13 protein-coding genes and 6 pseudogenes are annotated in these 23,162 nt (G+C 57.7%); 13 read left to right on the top strand and 6 right to left on the bottom strand.

The window, feature by feature from the left end:
• Positions 1 to 8,208: peroxidase family protein (locus PHA01_RS21735; RefSeq protein WP_271898430.1), on the bottom strand; the 8,208-nt coding region annotated here is incomplete at its 3' end.
• Positions 8,209 to 8,644: 436 nt separating this feature from the next.
• Between PHA01_RS21735 and PHA01_RS21730 the strand changes: the two genes are divergently transcribed.
• The 4 genes and pseudogenes from PHA01_RS21730 (at position 8,645) to PHA01_RS21715 (ending at position 10,885) form a co-directional block, all read left to right on the top strand.
• A complete protein-coding gene (locus PHA01_RS21730) occupies positions 8,645 to 9,106 on the top strand; it encodes a class I SAM-dependent methyltransferase (RefSeq protein WP_334312047.1) in 462 nt (153 codons plus the stop codon).
• Positions 9,107 to 9,221: 115 nt separating this feature from the next.
• Positions 9,222 to 9,488: pseudogene (locus tag PHA01_RS21725) on the top strand (MFS transporter); the annotation flags it as partial.
• 157 nt (positions 9,489 to 9,645) lie between these two features.
• A complete protein-coding gene (locus PHA01_RS21720; RefSeq protein ID WP_271898428.1) occupies positions 9,646 to 9,888 on the top strand; it encodes a hypothetical protein in 243 nt (80 codons plus the stop codon).
• A 745-nt stretch (positions 9,889 to 10,633) separates the two neighbouring features.
• On the top strand, positions 10,634 to 10,885 hold the full coding sequence (locus tag PHA01_RS21715) for a hypothetical protein (protein ID WP_271898427.1): 252 nt from the start codon (positions 10,634 to 10,636) through the stop codon (positions 10,883 to 10,885).
• A gap of 129 nt (positions 10,886 to 11,014) precedes the next feature.
• On the opposite strand, the gene PHA01_RS21710 is transcribed toward PHA01_RS21715, so the two are convergent.
• Both PHA01_RS21710 and PHA01_RS21705 read right to left on the bottom strand, forming a co-directional pair.
• Positions 11,015 to 12,247 carry a type II toxin-antitoxin system HipA family toxin gene (locus PHA01_RS21710; protein WP_271898426.1) on the bottom strand — a complete coding sequence of 411 codons (1,233 nt, stop codon included), beginning with the start codon at positions 12,245 to 12,247 and terminating at the stop codon, positions 11,015 to 11,017.
• A complete protein-coding gene (locus tag PHA01_RS21705) occupies positions 12,247 to 12,624 on the bottom strand; it encodes a helix-turn-helix domain-containing protein (protein ID WP_271898425.1) in 378 nt (125 codons plus the stop codon). Before PHA01_RS21705 ends, PHA01_RS21710 begins: the two co-directional genes overlap by 1 nt.
• Before the next feature lie 764 nt (positions 12,625 to 13,388).
• Between PHA01_RS21705 and PHA01_RS21700 the strand changes: the two genes are divergently transcribed.
• Both PHA01_RS21700 and PHA01_RS21695 read left to right on the top strand, forming a co-directional pair.
• The gene (locus PHA01_RS21700; RefSeq protein WP_224515319.1) at positions 13,389 to 13,634 is read left to right on the top strand and encodes a type II toxin-antitoxin system VapB family antitoxin; all 246 of its coding nucleotides are present in this window, start codon (positions 13,389 to 13,391) and stop codon (positions 13,632 to 13,634) included.
• On the top strand, positions 13,634 to 14,071 hold the full coding sequence (locus PHA01_RS21695; RefSeq protein WP_271898435.1) for a type II toxin-antitoxin system VapC family toxin: 438 nt from the start codon (positions 13,634 to 13,636) through the stop codon (positions 14,069 to 14,071). The genes PHA01_RS21700 and PHA01_RS21695 overlap by 1 nt, the downstream gene beginning before the upstream one ends.
• Positions 14,072 to 14,925: 854 nt before the next feature.
• Here the strand turns inward: PHA01_RS21695 and PHA01_RS21690 are convergent.
• Entirely contained in the window at positions 14,926 to 16,464 is a 1,539-nt protein-coding gene (locus PHA01_RS21690; RefSeq protein WP_271898424.1) for a cation:proton antiporter, read from the bottom strand.
• 99 nt (positions 16,465 to 16,563) lie between these two features.
• Here PHA01_RS21690 and PHA01_RS21685 point away from each other — a divergent pair, with 99 nt between their 5' ends.
• From PHA01_RS21685 to PHA01_RS21655, 7 genes and pseudogenes are all read left to right on the top strand, one after another.
• Positions 16,564 to 17,805, top strand: a complete 1,242-nt coding sequence (locus PHA01_RS21685) for a flavin monoamine oxidase family protein (protein WP_271898423.1) — start codon at positions 16,564 to 16,566, stop codon at positions 17,803 to 17,805.
• Positions 17,802 to 18,107 (top strand): hypothetical protein, encoded by a 306-nt coding sequence (locus tag PHA01_RS21680; protein WP_271898422.1) that lies wholly within the window; start codon positions 17,802 to 17,804, stop codon positions 18,105 to 18,107. The genes PHA01_RS21685 and PHA01_RS21680 overlap by 4 nt, the downstream gene beginning before the upstream one ends.
• A gap of 154 nt (positions 18,108 to 18,261) precedes the next feature.
• Positions 18,262 to 18,618 (top strand): annotated as a pseudogene (locus PHA01_RS21675) (ATP-binding cassette domain-containing protein); the annotation flags it as partial.
• Between the two features lies 1 nt (position 18,619).
• Positions 18,620 to 19,411, top strand: a pseudogene (locus tag PHA01_RS21670) (CapA family protein); the annotation flags it as partial.
• Positions 19,412 to 19,461: 50 nt separating this feature from the next.
• A pseudogene (pepT, locus tag PHA01_RS21665) lies at positions 19,462 to 20,660 on the top strand (peptidase T).
• 10 nt (positions 20,661 to 20,670) lie between these two features.
• Positions 20,671 to 20,949, top strand: a pseudogene (locus tag PHA01_RS21660) (transposase); the annotation flags it as partial.
• 311 nt (positions 20,950 to 21,260) lie between these two features.
• Positions 21,261 to 21,734: pseudogene (locus PHA01_RS21655) on the top strand (IS30 family transposase); the annotation flags it as partial.
• Positions 21,735 to 21,834: 100 nt separating this feature from the next.
• Here PHA01_RS21655 and PHA01_RS21650 read toward each other — a convergent pair.
• Both PHA01_RS21650 and PHA01_RS21645 read right to left on the bottom strand, forming a co-directional pair.
• Entirely contained in the window at positions 21,835 to 22,383 is a 549-nt protein-coding gene (locus PHA01_RS21650) for a PIN domain-containing protein (protein WP_271898421.1), read from the bottom strand.
• A gap of 24 nt (positions 22,384 to 22,407) precedes the next feature.
• Entirely contained in the window at positions 22,408 to 22,860 is a 453-nt protein-coding gene (locus PHA01_RS21645) for an excisionase family DNA-binding protein (RefSeq protein ID WP_271898420.1), read from the bottom strand.
• Positions 22,861 to 23,162: the final 302 nt, after the last annotated feature.

The following is a 23,162-nucleotide window of genomic DNA, read 5'->3' as shown; positions in this document are numbered from 1 at the left end:
ATCGCCGCCTTCCGCACTGATGAAATCATCGCCTTCATCGCCGCGGATGACATCGGCACCGCCGCCGCCCACCACCGTGTCATTGCCGCCCAATGCTATGATGTTCTCGCCATTGACAGTTCCAAGCAGGACATCGGCATTGGCCGTACCGATAACCGGTGCGCCAGTTGCGCCAGAGTCTGCTCCCGGTGCCGGAGCATCGTCATCATCATCGTCGCAACCACCGCCGCCCGTGTGATGATCGTCGTTATCGTCGTCGTCTTCCTCATCATCCTCGTCGTCATTGCCGCCGGGAAGTTCGGTTTCTTCTTCGTCGTCCTCATCTTCATCGTCGATGGGGTCGTCGCCAATTTGCGGCATCCCGTCGGGGGCGGTGAATTTGATGGTATGTTCACCGCTGGTCATGGTCGTGACACCGTCTTCGATTGTCACTTCGTAGTCAGCAATGGTGGCCCCATTTGGCAGCTCGACCACATCCTGCGGACGCAGGGTTCCAATGATGGTGTCATTGCCGCCATTGGACTTGAACACGATGCGGTGAGCCGAGCTGAGTGACGTGATATCGATGTTGTCGTCTCCTGCATCACCATCGATGGTGATGGTGTTGAGCCGCAGGCTGGTCGCCGAGAAATCACCGATGATCTCGAAGTTGTCCCCGCCGGCCGCTCCGTTACCGGAAGGATCAGCGCCGTTGACGCGGATTTCCTCGATCTCCGCCAATTCAGCGATGATGGCCGCCGCATTGGTACCGTTGCGGGTAACGACGATCTCTGTCGCCGCAGCCAGCGGAACAGCTGCGTTTCCAACCACGGCGAGGAAAGCTGCCCGGGTATAGATCCGGAACGTCTCGGCCGAACCATTGCCGGTCATGACGAACGTATCGCCAAGTGCCCCTTCGGTACCACCGTTGACGATGTCACGGCCGTCGGTCGGAGCCGCCGCATTGGCGTTCCAGATGATTGTATCGTCGCCGGCATCGCCGTTGATGGTGTCGACACCGCTGTTGGCACCCAAAGTTACGGTTACATTGTCGATATTGAACGTCTCGGCGGCATCAAAACCGCTTGTGGTACGGAATCTGATAGCCGAGTGGGCCGGATCAAGTGCGGCGACGAATGCGCCGCTGGTTGCTCCTCCCAGCGTCCCGAGAGACTGCCAAGTACCGCCATTCAATGCTTCAACAGCGATGGTCTCGCCAGCAGCGGTACCCTGATAGTTGAAGGAAAGGGTCGGTGCCGTGGCTCCGGTCAGATTGATCGAGCGCTGGATGAAATCATTGGTGTCGATCGTTCCAGCAAACCTCAGTTGGTTGTTGGTGATAAGGATATCGCCAGTAGTCGCCGAGTTGTTGTCGCCAGTCTCTGTCCAGTTACCAGCGAAGTTGAGCGTCCCGTTGTTGTTGTTATAAGCCACGGCACCGAAAGTATCTGCATAGGTGCCGTTGGCAATATTTGTTCCTCCACTGAGCGTGTCGTTGCCATCGCCGCCGTTGAGGACGTCTGCACCTTCGCCGCCGTTGATGACATCGTCGCCGCCGGCACCACTCAGAGTGTCGTTGCCCCCGAGGCCATTAATGGTATTGGCAGCAGCGTTGCCGGTAATCGTGTTCGCAGCAGCGGTGCCGACGCCGAACACGGGTGGTGCAGCTGCCGCCAGGGTGAAGTCCGTGACATCGATATTGGCATTGGTGACGCCGTTGATTTGGATCGTGCCCTGGATCGCCGAGGCCGCTCCATTCTCACGCACTGTAATGATCGTGTTACCGCCAGAAGTGGATTCGAACACACGTTGGGCAAAATTCGCCGCCGTGACCCCGAGCCCGCTAAGATCGATGCGGTCCTGACTTGCGGGCGTTCCGCCAGCTGCATCGAAGCTTGCAATCGTATCCGCACCGAAACCGGCAGCGTTATAGACGATGGTGTTGAAACCGTTGCCCACGTCAATGGTGTCGTTGCCGGCACCACCGATAATGGTGTCGTTGTCGTCGCCGCCATTGAGGATGTCATTACCCTCGCCGCCGTCGAGCAGGTCATTGCCGTCATTGCCGGCAAGCGTATCGTTACCGCCACCGCCGAACAACTGGTTGATGCCGTCATTGCCGTTGATGATGTTGTTGAGAGCGTTACCCGTGCCGTTGATGTCGGCATTGGCGCCGTTGAGGTCGAGGTTTTCGACATTAGCGCCGAGAATATAGGAGATGTCGGATTCAACCCTGTCGATGTCTGTAACAAGGGCGGAAGTCTCGGTTACCACATCGCCTGCTTCGTCCACGAAGTAGACGTCGCTGCCGTCACCGCCGGTCATCGCGTCGGCCCCGAGCCCGCCTTGCAACGTGTCGTTGCCGGCCAGACCGCTCAGCGTATCGGCAAGATCGCCGCCGCTGATCACGTTATTGCCCGCATTGCCGGTACCGACGAACTGGTCGGCATCGACGCCGGTATAGGTCAGGTTTTCGACATTGGCCATCAGCTCGATAGAGAGCGCAGCCAGCAGGGTTTCCACCGTGTCCGTGCCCGCATTGAGGGCTTCGACAACCACGTCGCCGACATCATCAACGATATAGGTGTCGTTGCCGCCGAGGCCGACCATAGTGTCGAGGTCAGCGCCGCCATCCAGCGTATCGGTGCCAGTGCCGCCAACCAGAAGGTCGTCGCCAAGGCCGCCGTTGAGCGTATTGTTGCCGGTGCCGCCGAAGATCAGGTCATTGCCACTGCCGCCGGTGATGGTGTCATTGGTGCCATTCTCGCCAGCCACGAAATTGTTGACCAGCGAGCCCGTCAGGTCAACGCGTGTATTGTTGTTCGGGTCGGCGCGGTTAATCAGATAGTCCTCGGCGCCGAGCTGGTAGCCCTCGTATTGCGCACCATTGAAGTTTATGCGTTCGACACCCGTCTCGGCATTGCCGCCGGTGAAATGGCCGGCCACCGTGACCGTTTGCGAATTGCCCGCAGCCAGGCCGTAATTGATGACCAGGTCGCCCGTGTTAGTCCCGGTGTTGCTGTCACTGGCGTTGAGGGCCGTCATCGTCATGATCGGCAGCAGTGTGACCGGATCAATACCGGTGGTCGGCGCCAGGATCGAGATTCGATCCGCCGTCCCACCACTGGTCGCATTCACCGCTTCGTTGATCGTGTCGTTGCCGTCGCCCAGGCTGAACGAATAGGTGTCGTTGCCCAGCCCGCCGTTGAGGGTGTCCCCGGCAGTGCTGACGGTGACAGTAGCGCGAGTAATGACCAGGTTGTCGATACTGACACCCTCATTGGTGGCGTTCATCGCCGTCGTCACGAAGCGGATCGCTGCGTTCGCCGCGAACGGCCCTGTGAGGTTGTGGGTATAGTTCGTTGTTCCACCGTCGCCGGTGATGGTCTGCAACGTCACGAAGGTCGTGCCGTCCGCCGCGAACTGGACCGTAACGGATTCACCGGCATCAAGATTGTCCGGGTTGGCCGAGTAGGTGATGGTCGCAGTCGTCGCGGTTGAGAGATTCATCGTCCGCGTAATCTGCGCGCCATTGTAGTCTGCCGCGTTCGTGCCGCCATAGAACCTTAGAGCGTCGGTGCCGTCATCGATTCGGATCTGGCCCGTAGTCGTGCCACCGAAGTCACCAGACTCAGCCCAGTTCGTTGCGAAGTTTGCGGTGCCATCCTGGCGGCTGTTGCTTCCGGAGTTGAAGGTGTCCGCATAGGTTGCCGTCGCCGTTGTCGAGTTCGTGCCATCGGCACCGCCGACGAGGATGTCGTTGCCGGCATTGCCGTTGAGGATGTCGGCACCGGCGAGGCCCACGATGAGGTCGTCTCCGGCCGTGCCATTGAGCGCCGGCTGGTTGAGCGGGGGTGCGCCCTGTGGCGCCACCCCATTGTCGTTATAGGGCGTACCCACGATGACGTTGATTGCGCTGCCATCGCTGAACTGCAACCGTTCGATGTTCCGCAGCATGTCGGTGCCGTCAAGCGCGGTGCCACCGGTATGGGAAACCACCAGCGTGCCGTCGGCATTGGCCGAGAACGAATAACTGGCACGCAGGTCCGAATAGACGGCAGTGTCGACGTCAGGCGTGGCATCTCCGGTCGAGACAATATCGCGGACGATCTTGAGCTGGCCGGGATTGATAGTTCCGGCCATAACCTGCGAAACCAGCGTCTTCATTGAGTCATGGTAACTAAGCACCGTGTCGCCGGTCGGACCATTGGCGTCGAAGGTGGACATCACAGCGATGCGCACCCGCAGCCATTTGTCGCCGTCGATGATGTCGTCGCCGCCGCGGCCTTCGATGAGGTCGCTGCCGTCGCCGCCGAGCAAGATATTACCGCCGACGAAGCTACCCTGGGCATCGAACGAGGTCGCGCCCGCACCCACCAGCAGTTGCTGTAGCCCGCCGATCAGGGCGAGGCCCTCGGCGTCGAGTGCACTGCCACGGAAGCCTTCGGTCGGCACATCTGCAGCGGTGACGTCGGTGCCGCGGATCACGTCGGCGAATTTGGAGCCCGAGGCACCTTCCACCTGGGTAAAGGTATCCAGCGCCACGTTGGCTGGAAGCACCGGTACGCCGGGCAGGATCTGCCGGGCGAGATCGACGTCCACAGGGAAGTTCATGTCGGCATAAGTGGTCCAGTCATAGCCGGACATGCCGTCGAACTTGCCACGGCCGAGACTGCCGAACCAGATATCGTCGCCCCCTTCGCCAATGAACTCGTCAAAGCCGCCGTCGCCATGGAACACGTCATGCCCCTTGACCGCGTCGGCCTGGAACTGGTCGTCGAAATCGTCGCCGACCGCGCCGGTCCACGCTCCCACCTCGATCCAGTCATCGCCTTCGCCGCCCAACGTCTGCTCGGTGGTCTTGCTGCCGAGCACGAAGTCATTGCCGACGCCGCCGAAGGCTTCGTCGAGCAAGTCGGCGCCCAGGATGATGAAGTCCTGGCCCGCGTCACCGACGATCAGATCGACGCCAGCGCCGGCATTGATCGCATCGTGACCCGCGCCAGAGCGGATGATGTCGTCACCGAACAAATCGGTGATAATGTCGTCGCCGTCGCCGCCGAAGTAGGAGTCGTTACCGGAGCCCCCTTCGAGCCGGTCATTGCCACCGTCGGCATAAAGCGTGTCGTCCCCCTCGCTGCCGATCAGGATATCATCCCCATCGGTGCCGCCCAGCAGGACGTGTTCAGTGCCGGTATATTTCAGGTAATTGGTGTCAGCGCCCGGGGTGGCGGGATTGTTGCGGATCACCAGCGGGGTCAGAATGCTGCCCCCAGTCGGGTCGTTGCCGAGATTGTCGGCAGATTCATCGACATTGGTCGTGGCCGGGTCATCGAGCAGGATGCCGTCCGCGCCGGCGGTTTCGCCGAGGCCGGGGTTCCATTGCTTGGTCCGGTCCACTTCCAGGATCAGGCCGGGGGTCGAGAACACGTCCGAAGGAAGGTGGCCCGCGTCGGCATTGAGGCTGATGATCTTGGCGAAAGTGTTGTTTTCCATTTCAGACAACAGATGCAGGCCGTCAAGTCGCTGTAGGTAGTAGAACCGGTCGCCGTCCTGAAGTTGTTCGAGCTGAACTTCGAACACGAAGTTGAAGGTCGAACCGAGCATGCCGCCAAACGGCAGGATCTTTTCCGCGAGACCGCCGATCCACAGGTCGATATTGTCCAAACCGGTTGTGGTGATGCCGTTGACATTGGCCCAGGCGCCGGTACCGTTGAGGAAATCCAGGCGGTCAGCGGGCGCAAGGTCGACAATGCCATCGCCATCGATATCCATGTCGCCAAAGATCAGCAGCATGGCGGCATCGCGCTTGCCTTCGATCGTCGTTTCGGCGGTGATGGAAGAATGGAGGCCATAAGCCGCCATGAAGTTGATGACGGAAGCTTCATTCTTGAGGTTACCAGCGAACTCCACCCAACTATCATAGGGTTTGAGTTCAGGCGCATGCGAACTTGCCTCGTAGAAATCGCGGCGAGCGGCGTTCAACGAAGGCACGCCGGTATCCCGGCCACGCGCCAGATTGATGGTTGCCAGGTCGAGAGGCAGGCCGAGCAGGTTGTTGCGCAGCGCACTGGTGACGAACTCGTCGATCTCATTGCCGACCTGGCGCGTCATGCCGCGGATGATGTCGCCCGCAGCAATGCCGTCGGCGATGGTGTGGCCTGAGTCGAACTCGATCGGATTGAGGAAGCCCTGAATAAGGCTGATCTGATCATTGGTGAACGAGGCATCGAGCCTATCGATCTGCTCGGTCAGCATGGAATGGCCGAAGCGGTAAACCACGTGAGCGAACTCGGCGACGATGGCCGGGTTGATGTCGGCGTGATAGCCGTCAGGCACTACGAAGAAATCAATATTGGGTTGAATTTTGCGAGCAAAATCCTCGAACACGGTATGCTGGTACTGCATTTCCGTGCCGAACTTGGCGGCCTGAAACAAGCGTTCGCCATCCCAGGTCAGGGTGTCGGCATAAGCTGCAAGAGCAATCGGGTCCGTCGGGATGGCATCGACCTGCGTCTGCGTCAGGTCGACGTCGAGCCACTCATTGATGAAGGCCATATCCTTGCTGGCGAGCACCACTTCCTTGGTATGCTGGGCAAGCCGGTTATGTTCAGAATGGAAAATGTGATGCACGGCGGTCAGGCCGATGTTTTCGTTAACGCGGCCGTCGCCGGCAATGAAGTGCGCATCGAGCAATTCGTTATCATAGACGGCCGGGTTGTTGCCGGGGTTCTGAAGGCCGATTTCGATGTCGCCGTCCGCAATGCCGTTCGGAACCGCGTCATGGGCGATATCGGCCAGGAATGCCGCATTGATGCGAATTGCACTTGTCAGCGGCACCGGCGCGGCGGGCGTACCTGAAATAACGATGTCGTCTGCAGTATTGGGAATGCCATCGGCCCCGACGCCTGTAATGACTTGGGCAAAGCCCGCGGCATTCGGGATGAAGTTGCCATAAGCGTCGGTGCGCAGCAGAGGCACGGCGCCAACATCCTGGTCGGTCAGGAGAATGCCAAGCATCTTGGCTTGTTCCTTGACATCAGCCCAGGTCGCCATACCACCCGGCTGCGCGCCACCACCTTCAATGAGGTTGCCGGTAGCGTGCGGCTTGCCATCCGCACCCATCGCGTATTGACGCAAGAAAACCTGATGGGAGGCGTGCGAAGTATAGGTCTGGTTTTGATCGACGAAAGGCGTCGTGGTGTTGACTGGACGCGTGTCGTCGGCCGTTCCCAAAACGCCATCGGCACCAGGGCCCACCGTCGCGCGCGTCAGCACCATGAAGTTGGTGTGACTGCCCTCAACATATAGTGGGTCATCGGGCTGTAGCGGAATGAATACGGTGCCGCTGCCGCCTTTGTTTACAAGATCAAGGCCGTGATCGAAGAACTGGCCGAATAGGGTGAACCAGGAATTGAACGGTGCCGACAGGCCGACGTCGGGCGAGACGTTGGTGATCTGGACGTTGTCGCCATCCATGGCGATGCCGAACGGCTCAAGTGCGGTATCGCGAACGACGCTCGCCGCTTCAAGATTGGTTACGGTGACATCGTGCGCGGCCGTCGCCGTTGCCAGCGCATCGAGAGCCGCCTGTTCGGCGGCACCCGGCGGCGTGAGCGGGTCGCCGTCGCTGAGGGCGTTGGCAGCTGATTTTGCGTTCTCCATGACAACGCGCGCTTGGTATTCCGCATCAGCAAAAGGCTTGTAGGCGGCATAAATGTTCTGCACGAGAGCCACATTGGCAAGGTCCGCGGCGACGAGGCCGCCCACCTGCAACCCCTTGATGATAGCCGCGGGGTTGCCGAGCGTCTGATCAACGATCAGGTTCGAGATCGTGCGCAGACTGGAGTCGAATACCAGCGAATTGGGGTCGTTCGACGGATTATAGTTGGGGGACGTCGGCATCCCTGGAGCCGGCCCCGGACCATCGGGATCGAACAGGGTACCATCGGCATTGCGATATGCAGGATCAAGCAATTCGGGGAACGGCAGGTCTGCAGAGCCCCACATTTCTTGTCCAGGCAACAGGTTGTTGTATGAACCGTCGACGGTCCGCAGCCCCAGGCTAAGTGTATAGGCTGGAACGGACCCGACCTGGCCGGCAGCGCCCACACCGAAAAGCGGCGCAGCGTTCGGATCATTGGGATTGGCAACATATGCGGCGTGCTTTTCGGCGATCTTGATCTGCTCGAGAATGAAGTCCAGATCGGAACGGATATAGTTTACCATTTTGTTATTCTCCCCAATAGAATCGCCGGCATGGCGTATTCCGACCGCGCCGCTTATGCGGACGCTTGTTGCATTGTCCCGTGATCTTGGATCGTATTGACCGCACCCGCTGGTATCGCGGGATTGTCAACATGATTGGCACGAGTTTCGATGGTCGGATGATGGCGACGCGCAGGCCAGCTTGATAGTTCTGAAGGTCCTGCGACTTTGACAACACTTAGGTCCCAAGAGGATTAGGACTAAAGGCACGAGCTAGTGAGTCAATGCGGCGCTCTGAGCGGCGGAAACACTTAGCAGCAACCCTGTGGCGATGATTGCCTTGGGCGCGCAATTGTTGGCGAGTTACGGTTTATTGGATGACCGCTTCCACGAGACTTGCGTCTTGAGGTTGGACCGCGGGTCGGGACATTAAGCTTATTCACACCCCTGCCTATTGATGCGGAATTCATGGAGCCAAGCCATACCGAGATTGCAAAGATTGCCGGAACCAAATTGCGCTATAGTAGATCGACTTCTGCGATCCGGCGGACTCTATCTGCACCACGCTATCACGCGGCGGATGAAGCGCGACAGGAAAACCTTCGGCCGCAAGAGTCCCGAACATTGCCACTGGTCAAGTACATTTCCCCGGCGGCGAGCTGGACCATCTCGGCATGACGTGGGAAACCTGCGCGAACATTATGGCAAGACGTGCCGGATGTGGGCTGATCGCCTGCGCGCACGGTTCGACGAGGCGATTGCGGAAGTGGGCTCGCCGAGGGCCCGGCTCCGGCTTTTGTATCTGACAGGCGGCGCCCTCGCCTTCAAACGCGGACCGTGCAGATCAACCAGACATTGGCATCCAAGCGCAAGCGGGGCATATCCGCCGTGCCGCAGACGGTCGGATCTGTATCGCTAAAACCTCCAAGCAAGCGCCCGCATCATTGGGCCAGACTTTGCAGTGGTGATCAATGCATTGGTCTCGTTTCGATTGTCATCGGCTTTGAAAACCCAGGTAGGGCGCCACCTGTTGCGCCTTCTCGCTGCACGCGGAAGCGGGTCGTACCGTATGGGTCGTCTCGGCCTATCACCTGGCCGTACTCGTCACCATTCTTCCCTGTGGCGCGGGGGAAATTTATGGCGCGGGACGTGTCTTCTTGGGCGGCTTTGCTCTGTTCACCGTAGCCCCCGCAGTGTGCGCCTTCGCGGGCAACCTTCCACTGCTGATCCTCGCCGGTTTCGCGCAGGGTCTGGGAGGCGACGCATTCATGGCGCTTGGCATGATGAATCTGCGCGCAGCCCGTGAACCGCGATGCTCTTGCCACGTAGCAAGCATCAGTCCATGTTCCTTGTGCGAGACAAGGATTGGATCAGCCATCGCCTGCTCGGATTCACGCTTGGTCCAACGCATTGGGCATGTATTGTTCAATCGTTACAGATGATAAGTATTCTGAAAAGATGAACCTCAAACAGCACTTCGACGCACTGATGGCCGTAGTCAAAGCTTCGATCAAACCCGGAGCGGCCAAACCAAAACCCGAAATCGACCGGAGGCAGGGTGTCCCTTACAACAATGGGCTGAGAGACGCTCGCCGCTCAAGAGAAACCGGCGTCAAGTTGGTCAATCCCTACCGCGAAAACTCGCGTCACTGGAAGCAATGGAACGAAGGCTTCGAGCGGGCTAACAGGGATAAAACCTGAGGATCAATCCCAATCACCAACGCAGGCGCAGCGTAGCTTGCTCTTCCTGCTGCTTGATGGTGTTGTGGCAATCCTTACAGATGCACTGGAGATAGCGTTCATCGCAGAGCACCGTCCCCTGCCACGGTGAGCGGTGACGTGATCGCAAGGCCTTTGCTTTATCGAACATGTGAATCAGCATCGAATGCCGAGCTTCGAGCGGATCACCATTAAGTGCATGACTTTACCGGCAAATTCAGAGCGTCGGCGGGGTCATCATCGGCGCCGGTCGTGACCCCACCCAATTTCCATTTTGTGTCCGCAAACCAACGCGTTACGCTTCCTCTCGTGAAGTGGCAACTTCGGTGCCGGTTCACAGACAACGATGGTGCATGGATCTGCAGTGCCATTCATCAATGTGAACCAACGGTCCTCCCAGACTGAATAGAAGGACGTGCCTGGCGGCGCGTCTTTTGATTATTCATCAGAATCTCGGGCGTCTTTGTTAAGCCGGGCTCTGTTTCGTTGATAATCCGCTTCTTTTTGGACGACGGCCTTTGGCTTATCGACGGCCCAGCGGATAAACTGACCTTTTAGCGTGTCGGCCGGATACATTTCCCTGATCGATTGGCTCGAAAATATTAAACGTTTTTTGGTTTCTTAGCCATCGTACGCCCCGTTAGTTCGCTGGAGATTGCGCCGGCGTCGCTCGTTCAGGATGGAGCTCGCAAGCTGATCGGACTGCGATTTAGCGTAGCTGGCAAAAATGGCGACTTGGGTCCGGCAGCGTCTGAAGCAGATCGACGCGCTGATTAGTCCCCATTTCCTCGACATTTCGGCGAGATGGTCGAAAGTCGATTTCGTTGAGCCCGATCCTGAAAAAGAGGCCGAGAGCAGTGGCTACTTTGGTTATTCGCCTCCCATAAACCCTTCAACTCTGGTCCATCGACAACGAAAAGGAGTTGGCCACAGCGTGCTCGCCATTGGAATGGGCAACCGCCGTAGGGTTGCTGGTTGAAAAGATCAGGCGGATTAGGAGAATTGTTGCGCATGTGAGATGCGTGATAATCAGAGCTAGCACAGGTTATGTGCAAACTAGTGTGTTATATATGACGAGTTACAGAATGATATTGCGCATATATGACGTCTAAATAGCCAGCGCTATCTCAGTCTGATTGTTCATGAAGGCCGATTCATATTGGCGGGCCAACGTCCCGGAGACGCCCACCTGTCGAAGCGCCTCACGCCATCCGTCAGAAATACACCGCACCGCATCGCGGATCATCCTACGAGCGTCTTCTTCGGCGATCTCGAAAAACTCGCAGGCTTCCAGTGCCATACGGATCGACCGGTGGTGCTCGCCACCTTCCAGTATCGCCGTTTCAAGATGCGGATTGCGGTCAGGCGCGGGGTTCACATCGAAAACCGGAGACAATCGCCAGCGACCGGCTCCCACATAGAGGAAGCCGTGGTTCTTCAGGTGGTCGTCCTTGTTCGACACGAGGATCGTGAAGATCAGACGCAGGAAGAGTTCGCGGAAATCGGCCTGCGGATCAGCGGCATTTGCCCGCATGAAGTCGATGATCTCCGTATAGGAACCGAGCTCTGTCCCGGTCTTGCCGAGGGCAGTGCGGGCCGAGATGTAAGGAATACGTGCGGTCCCGCGCCGGTCGAACCGCTGGATCAGAGCGACCGGGAATGGCGTGTCTGCGAGTTCCAGCCTGACTTCCGGCGTGCGGATGCCACAGGCCCGGGCGAGGCGGAGCGTAGCAACCTCGACGCATTCGATCGGCTGCTGATCGTGGACCGACGTGAACTTGGCAAGCCAGAGCGTCTCGCCGTCCCGGACATTGGCCTTGGGACGTGCGCCGCCGGAACCGCCCGCGCCGGCGAGCGCCTGCATATCTTCGGCGGAAATCTCCCTGCCTTGTTCATAGGCCCGTGCGATGGCGGTGATCGCCTGCAGATCGACCAGGCGTGGCACGGCATCGGCCCCCTCACCCCGGATGATTTGCCCTGTATCGTCGAGAAACCGCAGAGCCCCCTGCCGGCACGTATCATCGGACAGGGTCAGATACTCGAATTCGGAAAGGCCGTTGCCATAGGCGCGCTCGAGAAGCCTGCGGCCCCAACTATCCGGCGCTGCGTCGGCGAAGACACCCGCCAGTGCGTCGCGCACGTTCCCGGCCTGGCCGGATGTGTGAAATGGCCCAGCTTCAAGGGGAAAGGTGGGCTGCACGGCAAAGGCGCGGGGATTCTCGATCCAAGCGAGGTCATAGGCGAAGGTCGAGAACTGGCGCGGCCCGGCTTGCGTGAAACGCAGTTGACCAACAGGTGTCAGGCTCTCGCCCAGAACGACATGGGCGTTGAAGTCGGACATCAGAATGACGCACCGTCCGGATCGACGATATCCGGGTCATCCAGTGCCGTTTTGCCCTTCGCCTTCTGCCTGCGCAGTGTGGTCGCAAGAGACCGTCCGCGCCGCCGCTGGCGTTCGGCGGTCAACGCTAAGCCCAGATCGTCCTTGCGGATGTCGATCAAGTCGGCCAGTCGGTCGACAAGACCAAGCACGACCAGGATATCGGCGAGCGTGCCGATTCCGACACCGGGGTCCCCCTTCTCTAGACGCGCGACGGTGCTCGGCGACGTGCCCGCGCGCACTGCCAGATCGGCCACGGCGATGCCGCGCCGCAAACGAGCACTGCGGACGTCGTGTCCAAGCCGTTCAAGGGCAGATTTTGATTTCGGCGATCCCATATCAATTATCCATATACGCTTTCTAATATGCCATTTCATGTCATATATGACTATTACATCTATTTAACAAGTCTGCCGTTGCACTTCCCGCGGCATTTTATTTACCCGACTCGTTTGCCCCGGTAGCTTCCTCGCGGAAGCGGCGGAGGAACCTAGCTCCATAATTATACGAATATGTCCGTGGCATTTCAGCAATCGAGAAACATTCGAGAGGCGGTTTTTTGTGTGGGGGTGCAAAATTGACCCCATTCGATGGATAACGTCTGCAAATTCTCTTGAGGGCGAACCTCAGCCGCTCTCCTTGGTCGTGTCACAATCCCATGCCTGTTTCGGCCTGTGGTCTGCCGTTGCAGCAGGTCTCGGAGTGACGCCGAGAATCGCGCTCGGCTTGCCCGACACCTTACGTGTTGATGGGTATAGAAAAAATTGGCGCCACTTGGCTGCGTCAATCTCCAAATAAAACCGGTGACACCTGCGGCGTTTGGGTGTCAGTTGGCGATAAATTACAAGACGCCATCCAGAAAACGTTCCCTGCCATTTAGACCGCCGACCGTTCTGTTTCAGTCAGGCGAAATGCCACTAGGCAAAGTGAAAATAGCGCTGGCTGAACGCTTTTATTGCGGCAAGGGCACACCTTGAAAAGCGGCCATGAATCGGCGCCTATCCTCATTGCCTGAATGGCCCGACCGGCGCCGTACTTGCTAACGTCGCATATTCAATTTAAGATATTCGCATATTCGAGGTACACCCACGGAGAACAAAAAATGTCTCTCTACATTCGCGATAATGACGTGGATGCTCTGGCCGTAAAGGTTCAGCAGTTAACAAAGGCCCCAAACAAAACCGAGGCCGTCAGACGCGCCTTGCAGAACGAACTGGCTCGCGCCCAAGAGGCTATACCACTAAAAGACCGAATTAAAATCATCCAGGACGATGTTAAGGCGAGGATGGGACCGAACAAGCCCGACTTCGACATGAAAAAATACACCGATGAAATGTGGGGCGTTTAATGTTCTTAGACGCCTCCGCAATTGTAGCGATTTGCGCAGATGAGGAAGATGCAGGTTATCTCATTGCAAAAATCGAGATGGCAAAAAAGCCTATCTACTTTTCCTCCCTTTCCATATTTGAAGCGGTCGTGAGCCTCGCTCGAATTGTTTCAATCTCAATCCATGGCGACCAAGAGCCAACGCCGCCGTCCTTGATTGATCAGGCGCAGCAGGATGTTGAACGATTTCTGGAAACGATCGGTGCCAAGGAAATGTCAGTAAACGGAACCATGCATCGCAGCGCAATTCTGGCCGCACGGACATTTGGCCGCTTCGTCGCCCATCCAGCACGGCTGAATTTCGGCGATTGCTTTTCCTATGCCTGTGCGAAGGACTATGGGCTACCAATGCTCTTCAAGGGCAGCGACTTTTCACATACTGATATCGAGGCGGCGTAACGCTTTTGGGACAGGGCGATGGTTCCCTCGTCCCCATTCCCAAGCCCTTCCCCCTCTTCCCATCTTGGCAACAGTACGCGCGAAATCGCTGCTTGCCCTGACGCCGTGCTGTTCTTTTGAGCTATTCGCTTTTGCGTTGCTTATGTCTTACGCAAGAAATTGGCGAATGGCCTGATGCGGGCGGGTATGGCGAGGGAAAGGATGGCGGGGCTTCCTTGTGGTTCCTGCCCTCCCCGGCTCCCCGTCAAACGACGCGTCAGATACTGGCCGAACCGACTACGACGCTGATCTATTCGGCAGGAGCGGAGAAAGAAACAGCACCGCGCAAGGTCATGCCGGTTTGGCGCTCGACCGGAGAGCTGAATGATGGACAGCATGCGCGACGCTGAGTATCTCCCTGGCAAATCCGCGAAGCTGTCGAGCGTAACGGTGACCGCAGCACCGATCTGCTATCAGGCAGTTCGGGCCTGGCCATAACGCGGCGATCATTGCGCCGGCATCCGTGGACCGCGACGACGAGGTAAACGATGCATCTGCATGCTCATTGGAAATCTCACTTCAAATGCCCGCCTTCAGCGGAATCGAACCGCAGAGCCACTCTATGCGGTTTCCTTTAATGCGGTTCCGGATGAGACGTTATGCGATTTTCTGTGCATATTCCGAGAACATCATGGCGGTTCAAGTCAACTACCTATGGAGACAACCTTTCTTTTGAGAGCTCAATACTGTTCACCTCCAAAGTAATTCCCGGACGGGATGACCGTGTTTCAGACATAGCTGAAACGTCGGCACATTCCTTCTGGCTGCTTTATCGGAAATACAGCGCGTACCAATCCAACGCGATTGATGAGACATCAACTCTCGGTAATCCGCCGATCTTCGTCTGAACCCGCCGCAAGTTGCTTCCAGTCCAGATCTTCCTGCAATTCCAGATATTGATTGGGGCCGACTTTGTCGGAATCACGCAGCTCTTCAAGGCGTTGGCGTTGCGCCAGCACGGCTGCAATCGATAGGCCGCGGCGACGGTCCAGCGGCGGGCGCCCGGTCTCTTCACCCCTTTTGCCAACCTCCTGATAGGCCAGCCGTAGAGCTTGGGCCTCTGCGCCCTCCTCTTTTTCAAGTCGGCTCAGCGCCGCCTCGGCAAGAGAACATCGCGCCGCTGCCATCTCCTTGCGTACCTCGGCCTGTCGCCCGAGCTTCAACAGCCTAATCATCGGCGCCAGCGTGGCGCCTTGTATCACCAATGTCGCGAGCACGACGCAGAACGCCGTCAGCACGATCAGGTCTCGCTCGGGGAAATCTGGAGGCAAAGCGAACGACGTGGCGAGCGTGACCAGTCCTCGCATTCCAGCCCAGCCGACGAGCAATGTCTCCCCTGGTGCGAACGCTGCCAGATCGTGCCCGTGCCGATGGCGATATCCCACTATTTTATGAAACAGGTACGCGATTATGAGGCGCGTCGTGATAACGCCGACAACGACCATTGCAGCGAAACCAAGCGCTCGCTCGAGATCGACACCTGACATCGCCTCAATGATGCGGCGGGCCTGCAAGCCCATCAGCAGGAACGCCACCACATTCAACAAGAACACAACTGTGGTCCACACTGCAAACGAATGTACCCGCATACGCGGGGAATCCTCGACTGAAGCAAGTGTGGCGATCGTCATCGCGCTCGCTACCGTAGCCAGGACCGCCGACAGATGCAGTCGTTCAGCGATTAGCCAAGTCGCAAATGCATACACGAACTGGAGCAAAGTGCCGCCAACGGTGTTTTCTGTCACCGGCCGTAATCGCGAGAGCAGAAACCCGAAGGCGATGCCAAACAGTATCCCACCAGGCGCCGCAGATATCAGTTGCAGCACCGTGACGGCATCCAGTCCACCGCGAGCATGAACAGTCAGCGCGGCACTGAACAGCAGCAGTGCGGTAGCATCGTTAAACAGGCTTTCACCTTTCAGCAGCGCATCCACACGACGGTCGATCGGTAAATTAGACAGGACCGCTGTGGCTGCAGCCGCATCGGGCGGCGCGACAATAGCGCCCAGCGTGATTGCCGCCGCGATCGGTAGACCGACCGTGAGTGCGCTGATCGAGACGACAACGCCCGTCGTAACAAGTACCGCTACGACGGCATAGACGAACAAAGGCAGCAGCATGCGTCGGGCCGCAGTCAACGGGAAATCATAGGCCGAGTCGATCAGTACGGGAGCAATGAACAATGCAAGCGCCGTGGGCGGGTCAATCGGGATGCTTGGCGCCCCCGGCAACATCGCCACGGCCACGCCCGCGGCGGCAAGGATACCCGGATAAGGCAGGTGCAAACGTCGTGTCACCTGCAACAGCAAGATGGCGACGGCCATGAGGGCAACGAGGGTCTCGAAGAATGTCATAATCGTATAGTAGCAACATTCTGCGCGCGTTGAAGCCGTAACAATTCCCCTGTAAAACTCATGCCGGCAAGTGTTGGAAATGCCGACGCGGAGGCAGCTATGGATTACGATGTTGCGATTGTCGGCGCCGGCGCTGCGGGTATTGCGACAGCACGCCGGCTAAAGGCAGCTCGCCGTTCAGCGATTTTGATCGAGGCCAGTGACCGTCCGGGCGGCCGTGCCTGGACACTCGAACTGGCAGGAATGCCACTGGATATGGGTTGCGGCTGGCTGCATTCAGCCCAGCGCAACCCGCTCGTGGCCGTCGGGCGAGCAACCGGATTCACGATCGCACAGGGACGGACGGCGTGGCAAAGGCAGTGGCGCAATCTTGGCTTCACGCCAGAAGATCAGGTTGCAGCATCGGCGGCGTGGAATGTGTTGGAAAAGCGGATGCGAGACAATCCGGCTGTAAGTGATCGCGCGTCGGATTCATTGCCGTTGAACGGCGAATGGAACGCTTATTGCCAGTCAGTTAGCGGCTACATGAACGGCGCTCCGTTGGACCGCTTGTCGATCGCTGACTTCCTAGCTTATGACGATGTATCGACCGACAGTAATTGGCGAGTGCGCGAAGGCTACGGCAATCTTATCGCGGCGAACCTTCCGGACGTGCCGCTGAGGTTGTCGTGTCCTGTGCGCCGCGTTGCATTAAACGATCACGGCGTGCGGTTGGAGACAGATCGCGGTACCATAGACGCCCTCACAGCAGTGATCACTGTGTCAACGAACGTACTTGCCAGCGGTGCGATCGCATTTGATGCAGACGCCGATGAACATCTCCACGCCGCTAGCAATCTGCCGCTTGGCCTTGCCGACAAGCTTTTCTTCGAACTGCACGGCAACCACGGACTTGAGTCCGAAACGCACCTGCTGGGGAATCCTCGCAGCAGCGATACCGGCAGCTATTACATTCGGCCCTTTGGCCGATCGTTGATCGAGGGGTTCTTCGGCGGGACGGGTGCTGTCACAATCGAGCGAGCAGGATTGCTGGATGCGTTCGCCTTTGCGAGGGATGAGTTATCATCCCTCCTCGGTAACAACGTTCACAGCCATCTTCGCCCCATCGCCGCCTCTTCCTGGTGTCGTACCGACTGGATACGCGGCTCGTACAGTCACGCATTGCCAGGATACGCCAGCGCCCGCAAAACCTTGGCCCGGCCCATTGGCGACCGGCTGTTCTTCGCCGGAGAAGCAACACACGCTTTCAACTTCTCAACTGCCCATGGCGCATGGGAAAGTGGAATACGTGCCGCCGAGGAGCTACTGCCCCTGCTAGCTTCAAGTGGAAGCGGGCAATGAGCACTGTCATGGCCATTGGCGGCCCTCGGAACCAAGTGCACTGCCGGCAGTACCGGGCGCCGCGTCGATGGCTTGAGGTCGGCTTCGGCTCGATTAGAATAAAGATCAACGAGAGGATATGCCGCAACGTCATCCCTATCGAGCAACGCCCCCAGAATAACGATCGGCGGCTTGCTCCAGCAGGCGATCTCATTGCAAACAGCGAATACAGCGATGCGGTGGATAGCTTCAACAGTGGGTCCAAAATTGAACTTATAGTTGTGGCCCTTTTTAGCAGCCCTGCGTCAATGAGTGCATTGTAATGCACTCAGGCTGCTCCTACATCGGGTGTGGTTGACGCGGTTCTCCTCCCATTTATCCGCGTCGGCTGTTCCCCTCTGGAGGTTTTTAACCTTCACAATTAGGCCGGGCTTTTTTAGTCCGGCTCTTTTTTGCCTGGATCGAAAACCGTCGCGCATCACCGACATGACCGATCGCATGGGTCTTCCGCGCATCCTGTTGTCCCGTTATCCGCATCAGCTTTCGGGAGGACAGAAGCAGCGTGTCTGCATCGCCCGCGCCCTTCTTGCTAGGCCCGCGCTGATCATCGCCGACGAACCGACGTCCGCTCTTGATGTCTCCGTGCAAGCGGAGATCGTTTCCCTTCTCAAACAGACGGTCACCGACAGCAACCTCTCAATGATCTTCATCTCGCACGACCTCGCGGTTGTTCAGGACATTTGCGATGCCGTCTGCATCGTGAAGGATGGGCGCATGGAGGATTTCGGACCATCGGATTTCATCTTCGGCAAATCGGAGAATGCTTATACGCGACGCGGACGGCGGCAAGGATCGCCCCGAACGTCCGGGCGTCAACCGGCTTCACCTGTCGCAGATCCTCGAGGTCCAAAGCGAAGCCTTCGAACAGCTACAGGCCATACGCGACAGGATCGGCTACACCACCATCGATCTCATCAACGATAGCCAGCCTGACGATGGGCCGGTCGTCGATGCGGAAAGCGAAGTCGGGATCGGACGTACCATTTTCTGCCGGTCGGGCCGATTTGGGCGGACCGTCAGGATCGACGATGGAGATCCTGCCAGAAACCTCGACGTGATTTCCGCTGCCGCGAATTCAGGCAGCCTCGTTATCGCCTATCTTCACCACCACCACTGGGCTTCGGATTGGCTGAAGGTTCCTGATTGGGTGGGGGCGTTCGCTCGGCAATGCATCGATGCTGGCGCGTCGATTTTCGTCAGCCACGGCGCGCCGGTATTGCAGCCTATCGAAATCTATCGCGGGAAACCCATCTTCTACAGCCTCGGAAATTTCATCTACCATACCCGGTCGAACTTATCGGCCTGGCGGCGGACGGAGGTCTGGGAAAGCGTCGGCAGCCTCTGCTCGTTCGGCTCCGACAATCGTCTGACGGGCTTGACGCTCTATCCCGTGCTTGTCGGTGGAGAGGATGGCCTGCAAGATCCTGCGATCGAGAAGCGTCTCGTTCCGCATCTTGCCACCGGGTCCAGTGCGGAGAGGATATTGCGCAGGCTCGCGATCCAATCGGAAAAGCTCGGCTCGCAAATAGCTATCGTCGATGGCGTTGGCATACTCCGAGTGAGTTAGTCTCCGTCCCGGCACCGCATCCCATTTAACTGATAGCACGGAGGGTCGCCATGGATCTTCGCGACGAACTGATCGAGAGGTTTTTCCGCTACCTTTCAATCGAAAGCCAGAGCGACGCCAAATCCCCCACCCTGCCCTCGACGCCAGGGCAGGCGAGGCTGGCGGCGCTGCTGCATGACGAGTTGCAGGCACTTGGTCTGTCAGATATGACCATCGACGAGAATGCCGTCGTCACGGCTACAAAGCGTGGTTCGCTGCCGGCCGCGCCGCGCATAGGCTTCATCGCGCATCTCGACACGGTCGATGTCGGACTGTCTCCAGTGATCCAGCCGCAAATCCTGCGCTTTGAGGGAACGGATCTCTGCCTCAACCGGGCGAAAGACGTCTGGCTGCGGATCGAGGAGAACCCAGAGATCTACGGCTGGGAAGAGCAGGATATCATCGTCAGTGATGGTACAAGCGTACTCGGCGCCGACCACAAGGCCGCGATCACCGTTATCATGACCCTGCTCAACGGGCTTGAGACCATAGGCCCGCATGGTGACGTCTGTGTCGCCTTCGTACCCGACGAGGAAATCGGGTTGCGAGGCGCTAAGGCGCTCGATCTTACCCGTTTTCCCTGTGATTTCGCTTATAGGATCGACTGCTGCGAACTGGGCGAGGTGGTCTTCGAAAACTTCAACGCGGCGATGGGAGAGATCGCATTCACTGGCGTGAGCGCCCATCCGATGTCCGCAAAAGGCGTAATGGTAAACCCACTTTTGATGGCGATGGATAGACCGCGGGACGCGAAGGATATTTCTGGTTCAAAAATCTCGTAGCGAGCGATACCGACGCCCATCTAACGGTAATGATCCGGGATTTCGACAAGGTGGATTTCGAAAGCCGCAAGCGGGTGGTCGAAGAAGCCGTGGCAGCCATCAGCGCCCTTTATCCGACAGGAAGAGCCACCTGTACGATTAGCGACCAGTATCACAACATCAACGATCACCTAGGAGGCGACAATCGCCCAATGAATCTGCTTCTTTCGGCGTTGGAGACCTTAGGCATTCAACTAAAACCCGTTCCCATGCGCGGCGGAACCGATGGAGCTGCGCTTTCGTTGCGCGGGCTGCCCACCCCGAACTTCTTTACGGGAGCGTACAACTTCCATTCCCGCTTCGAATTTCTTCCGCTTCCAGCCTTCGAAAAGTCATTTGAAGTGGCCTTGACGATCTGCAAGTTGGCGGCCAGAAAATCGGAGGGCTAAATCCGCGATACCGGATATGAACAGCTTTCGCCGCGGGCGTGATTTTGCAGCCTGGCTGGGACTTGTGCCGCTCCAGAAATCGACAGGCGGACGCCAGAAACTGGGTCGAACATCGAAAATGGGACAGCGGGATATCAGGCGGCTGTTGATCATTGGTGCGATGACCCGCATCCGATGGGCGATCAAAAATGGAGCGCCCAACGGATCGTGGCTTCAGCACATGCTGGAGCGCAAGCCACGATTGCTCGTTGCCATTGCACTTGCGAATAAGACAGCGCGGGCGATCTGAGCAATGATGACAAGAGGTGAAGAATATCGGGGTGTGCCTATCTCGGCCTAGTGCCGAAACAGGCACCCTCGATGGTGTGAGGAGGACGTTGGAAAGTAAGGACAAACAGATCGGCAAGATCGAGGTCAGGAAAACCAGGCATTCCCAGAGGGCTTCGCGCCCGCGCCATTGATTTGGACCTGACCTTCGCATCGCCATACCGGCCCGCGGCATGAGATGGTCGCTTGAACAGAGGCCTGACACATGACCGCACCCGATCTCACGTTCGAACGATCCAAAAAAGTCCTTGCATCGCCCGGGGTATCCACACATGGGAGGGTGATTTGATGATCTTTCGCAAGGAATACGGCCATGCAAACATTGCCACACTGGTGGAGCGCAAGAGCCGCTACACCGTCCTGTTTCGCAACAATGACCGGCAATCGAAACCGATCATGGGGCGTCTAATCAATGAACTTTCAACGCTTCCGCATTCGGCAAGACAAAGCATCACGTTCGACCGGGGCTTCGAGTTCGTGTCCTGGCGCGATCTGGAGCCGGGATGGGAACGAAAGCATGGTTCTGCGATCCGCAAGCGCCCTGGCAAAAAGGCTCCGTTGAGAACATGAACAAAAGGGTGCGACGTTACCTGCCGCGCGACACCGATCTCTTGTCCCTTTCCCATCAAATCAGTGCGATCAATCTGCGAGCGCCTGAACACGACCCCGCGAAAATGTCTCGACTACCGAACCCCGACCGAAGTGTTCAGAGAGCAGCTTGTTGAAATTATATCGCTGCCCGAATAGCCTGCCCCACCCCGCCGTTGCATTTGAATTAGAACCCACAACCCAGAACATCGCCTGTGCTGCCGCAGCTTCAAGATTGTGAGGTCAATAATATCCTCGACTAAATGAACTGATCAAATGCTTGGATCTCGTTGACTGTAGCCAAGAGGCCCTGTGCGCGAAGTGTATCAAGGTAGTCTTCGACCGTCTTCGGCGGGTTCTTTAGGCGTAAGCGAACCGCTTTTACGGCGGCCAGAAACTGCGGCTGCGAAAGGTGGAACTGGTGCGTTAGGAACTCATCGGGATGTTGAGCTTCAATGCCCCACGGTGCGAGCTCGCTGCGGGGAAAGTCCTTGAGATTTGCTGTGACGATCAAATCAGCCCGCCCCTTAATAGCCGCCGCCAGAACGTGGCGATCATCAGGATCCGGCAACTGGAGAATGCCAGTGAGTTGATCAAAATCTGTAACAAGCGCGTCGCGCACATGGGCGTTCATCAGGTAGCGGGTCCGCTCAAGCCGTTCTCTGGTAAGATCATCTCTGCTTCTGAGCAAAGCGTTGATCCATTCATCATGCACAGTGTTCGACCATTTGGCGCGATACAGGTCAGAAACAGCAAGCTCCAAAAGCAGGTCGCGCAAGGGAGCCGGATAGACAACCGATGCGTCCAAGAAGGCAGTGAAAGTCCCCAAAGCTTAGTATCCCATCCCAAGCTCTTGAGCCTCCACCGCAAGCTCGCCCAATACCTTCCGCCGTTCCGTGTCGATCGCCTCTTTGAAGTTCAGCACATCTTCGAAACGAACACGGCGATGGGTCCCCACCATGCGGAATGGTAGCTTCCTCTCGTCCAACAGGCCAATTAGAAATGGACGCGATACGTTCAGGACGTCAGCGGCCTGTTGCGTTGTCAGTTCAGCGTTCTGCGGGACGATTGTAACAGCTCTTCCCGATGCCATGTCCTCAAGCACGGCCATAAGCAGCTTCACAGCCCCCGCCGGCAGTTCAATAGCTTCTTCGTTCTCTGCATCACGAACGCGAAATGTCAAAGCAAGTCCTTTGCGCGCATAAGGAGCCAATCGCTGGCCTGATGCGCGTGCAAGCTCCACGTCATCTTTGGATGGTGGATTTGTGGTGAGTGCGACCGTCATGGCTATTTTTCCTTATCTGTTTCCTTTGAATATAATCCATAATTAACTAAACGCAATAATCGCAGCAAACGAATTCTTCGAAACGCCGCGTGCCTTTGGCCCTACAGTCATGACTTGAAGTCTAAGGGACGACGTCCTTCCAACTCCCTCGGTCTGTTCAATCCCAAGCGGATTTTTGCCGATTTGGATTGGTGCCTGAAGTTCTACAATCCACAAAATTGCATCAGAGCCCGTTTGATCCTGGAAAGTTCAAGCCACCGGGATCGCTCGTAGGCAAATCAGTGTGATCCGAGCCAACGACC

This window comes from Candidatus Phyllobacterium onerii, assembly GCF_028331445.1.
In the GTDB taxonomy this organism is placed as follows: Bacteria; Pseudomonadota; Alphaproteobacteria; order Rhizobiales; family Rhizobiaceae; genus Phyllobacterium; species Phyllobacterium onerii.
Note: the sequence above shows the minus strand (reverse complement) of the source record. Positions and strands in the feature narration are given on the sequence as shown.

What these genes read in the sequence shown, in the direction of transcription:
- PHA01_RS21730 (WP_334312047.1), top strand. Translation starts at nt 8,645, where the DNA reads ATGCGGAATTCATGGAGCCAAGCCATACCGAGATTGCAAAGATTGCCG.
- PHA01_RS21720 (WP_271898428.1), top strand. Translation starts at nt 9,646, where the DNA reads ATGAACCTCAAACAGCACTTCGACGCACTGATGGCCGTAGTCAAAGCT.
- PHA01_RS21715 (WP_271898427.1), top strand. Translation starts at nt 10,634, where the DNA reads ATGGCGACTTGGGTCCGGCAGCGTCTGAAGCAGATCGACGCGCTGATT.
- PHA01_RS21710 (WP_271898426.1), bottom strand. Translation starts at nt 12,247, where the DNA reads ATGTCCGACTTCAACGCCCATGTCGTTCTGGGCGAGAGCCTGACACCT.
- PHA01_RS21705 (WP_271898425.1), bottom strand. Translation starts at nt 12,624, where the DNA reads ATGGGATCGCCGAAATCAAAATCTGCCCTTGAACGGCTTGGACACGAC.
- PHA01_RS21700 (WP_224515319.1), top strand. Translation starts at nt 13,389, where the DNA reads ATGTCTCTCTACATTCGCGATAATGACGTGGATGCTCTGGCCGTAAAG.
- PHA01_RS21695 (WP_271898435.1), top strand. Translation starts at nt 13,634, where the DNA reads ATGTTCTTAGACGCCTCCGCAATTGTAGCGATTTGCGCAGATGAGGAA.
- PHA01_RS21690 (WP_271898424.1), bottom strand. Translation starts at nt 16,464, where the DNA reads ATGACATTCTTCGAGACCCTCGTTGCCCTCATGGCCGTCGCCATCTTG.
- PHA01_RS21685 (WP_271898423.1), top strand. Translation starts at nt 16,564, where the DNA reads ATGGATTACGATGTTGCGATTGTCGGCGCCGGCGCTGCGGGTATTGCG.
- PHA01_RS21680 (WP_271898422.1), top strand. Translation starts at nt 17,802, where the DNA reads ATGAGCACTGTCATGGCCATTGGCGGCCCTCGGAACCAAGTGCACTGC.
- PHA01_RS21645 (WP_271898420.1), bottom strand. Translation starts at nt 22,860, where the DNA reads ATGACGGTCGCACTCACCACAAATCCACCATCCAAAGATGACGTGGAG.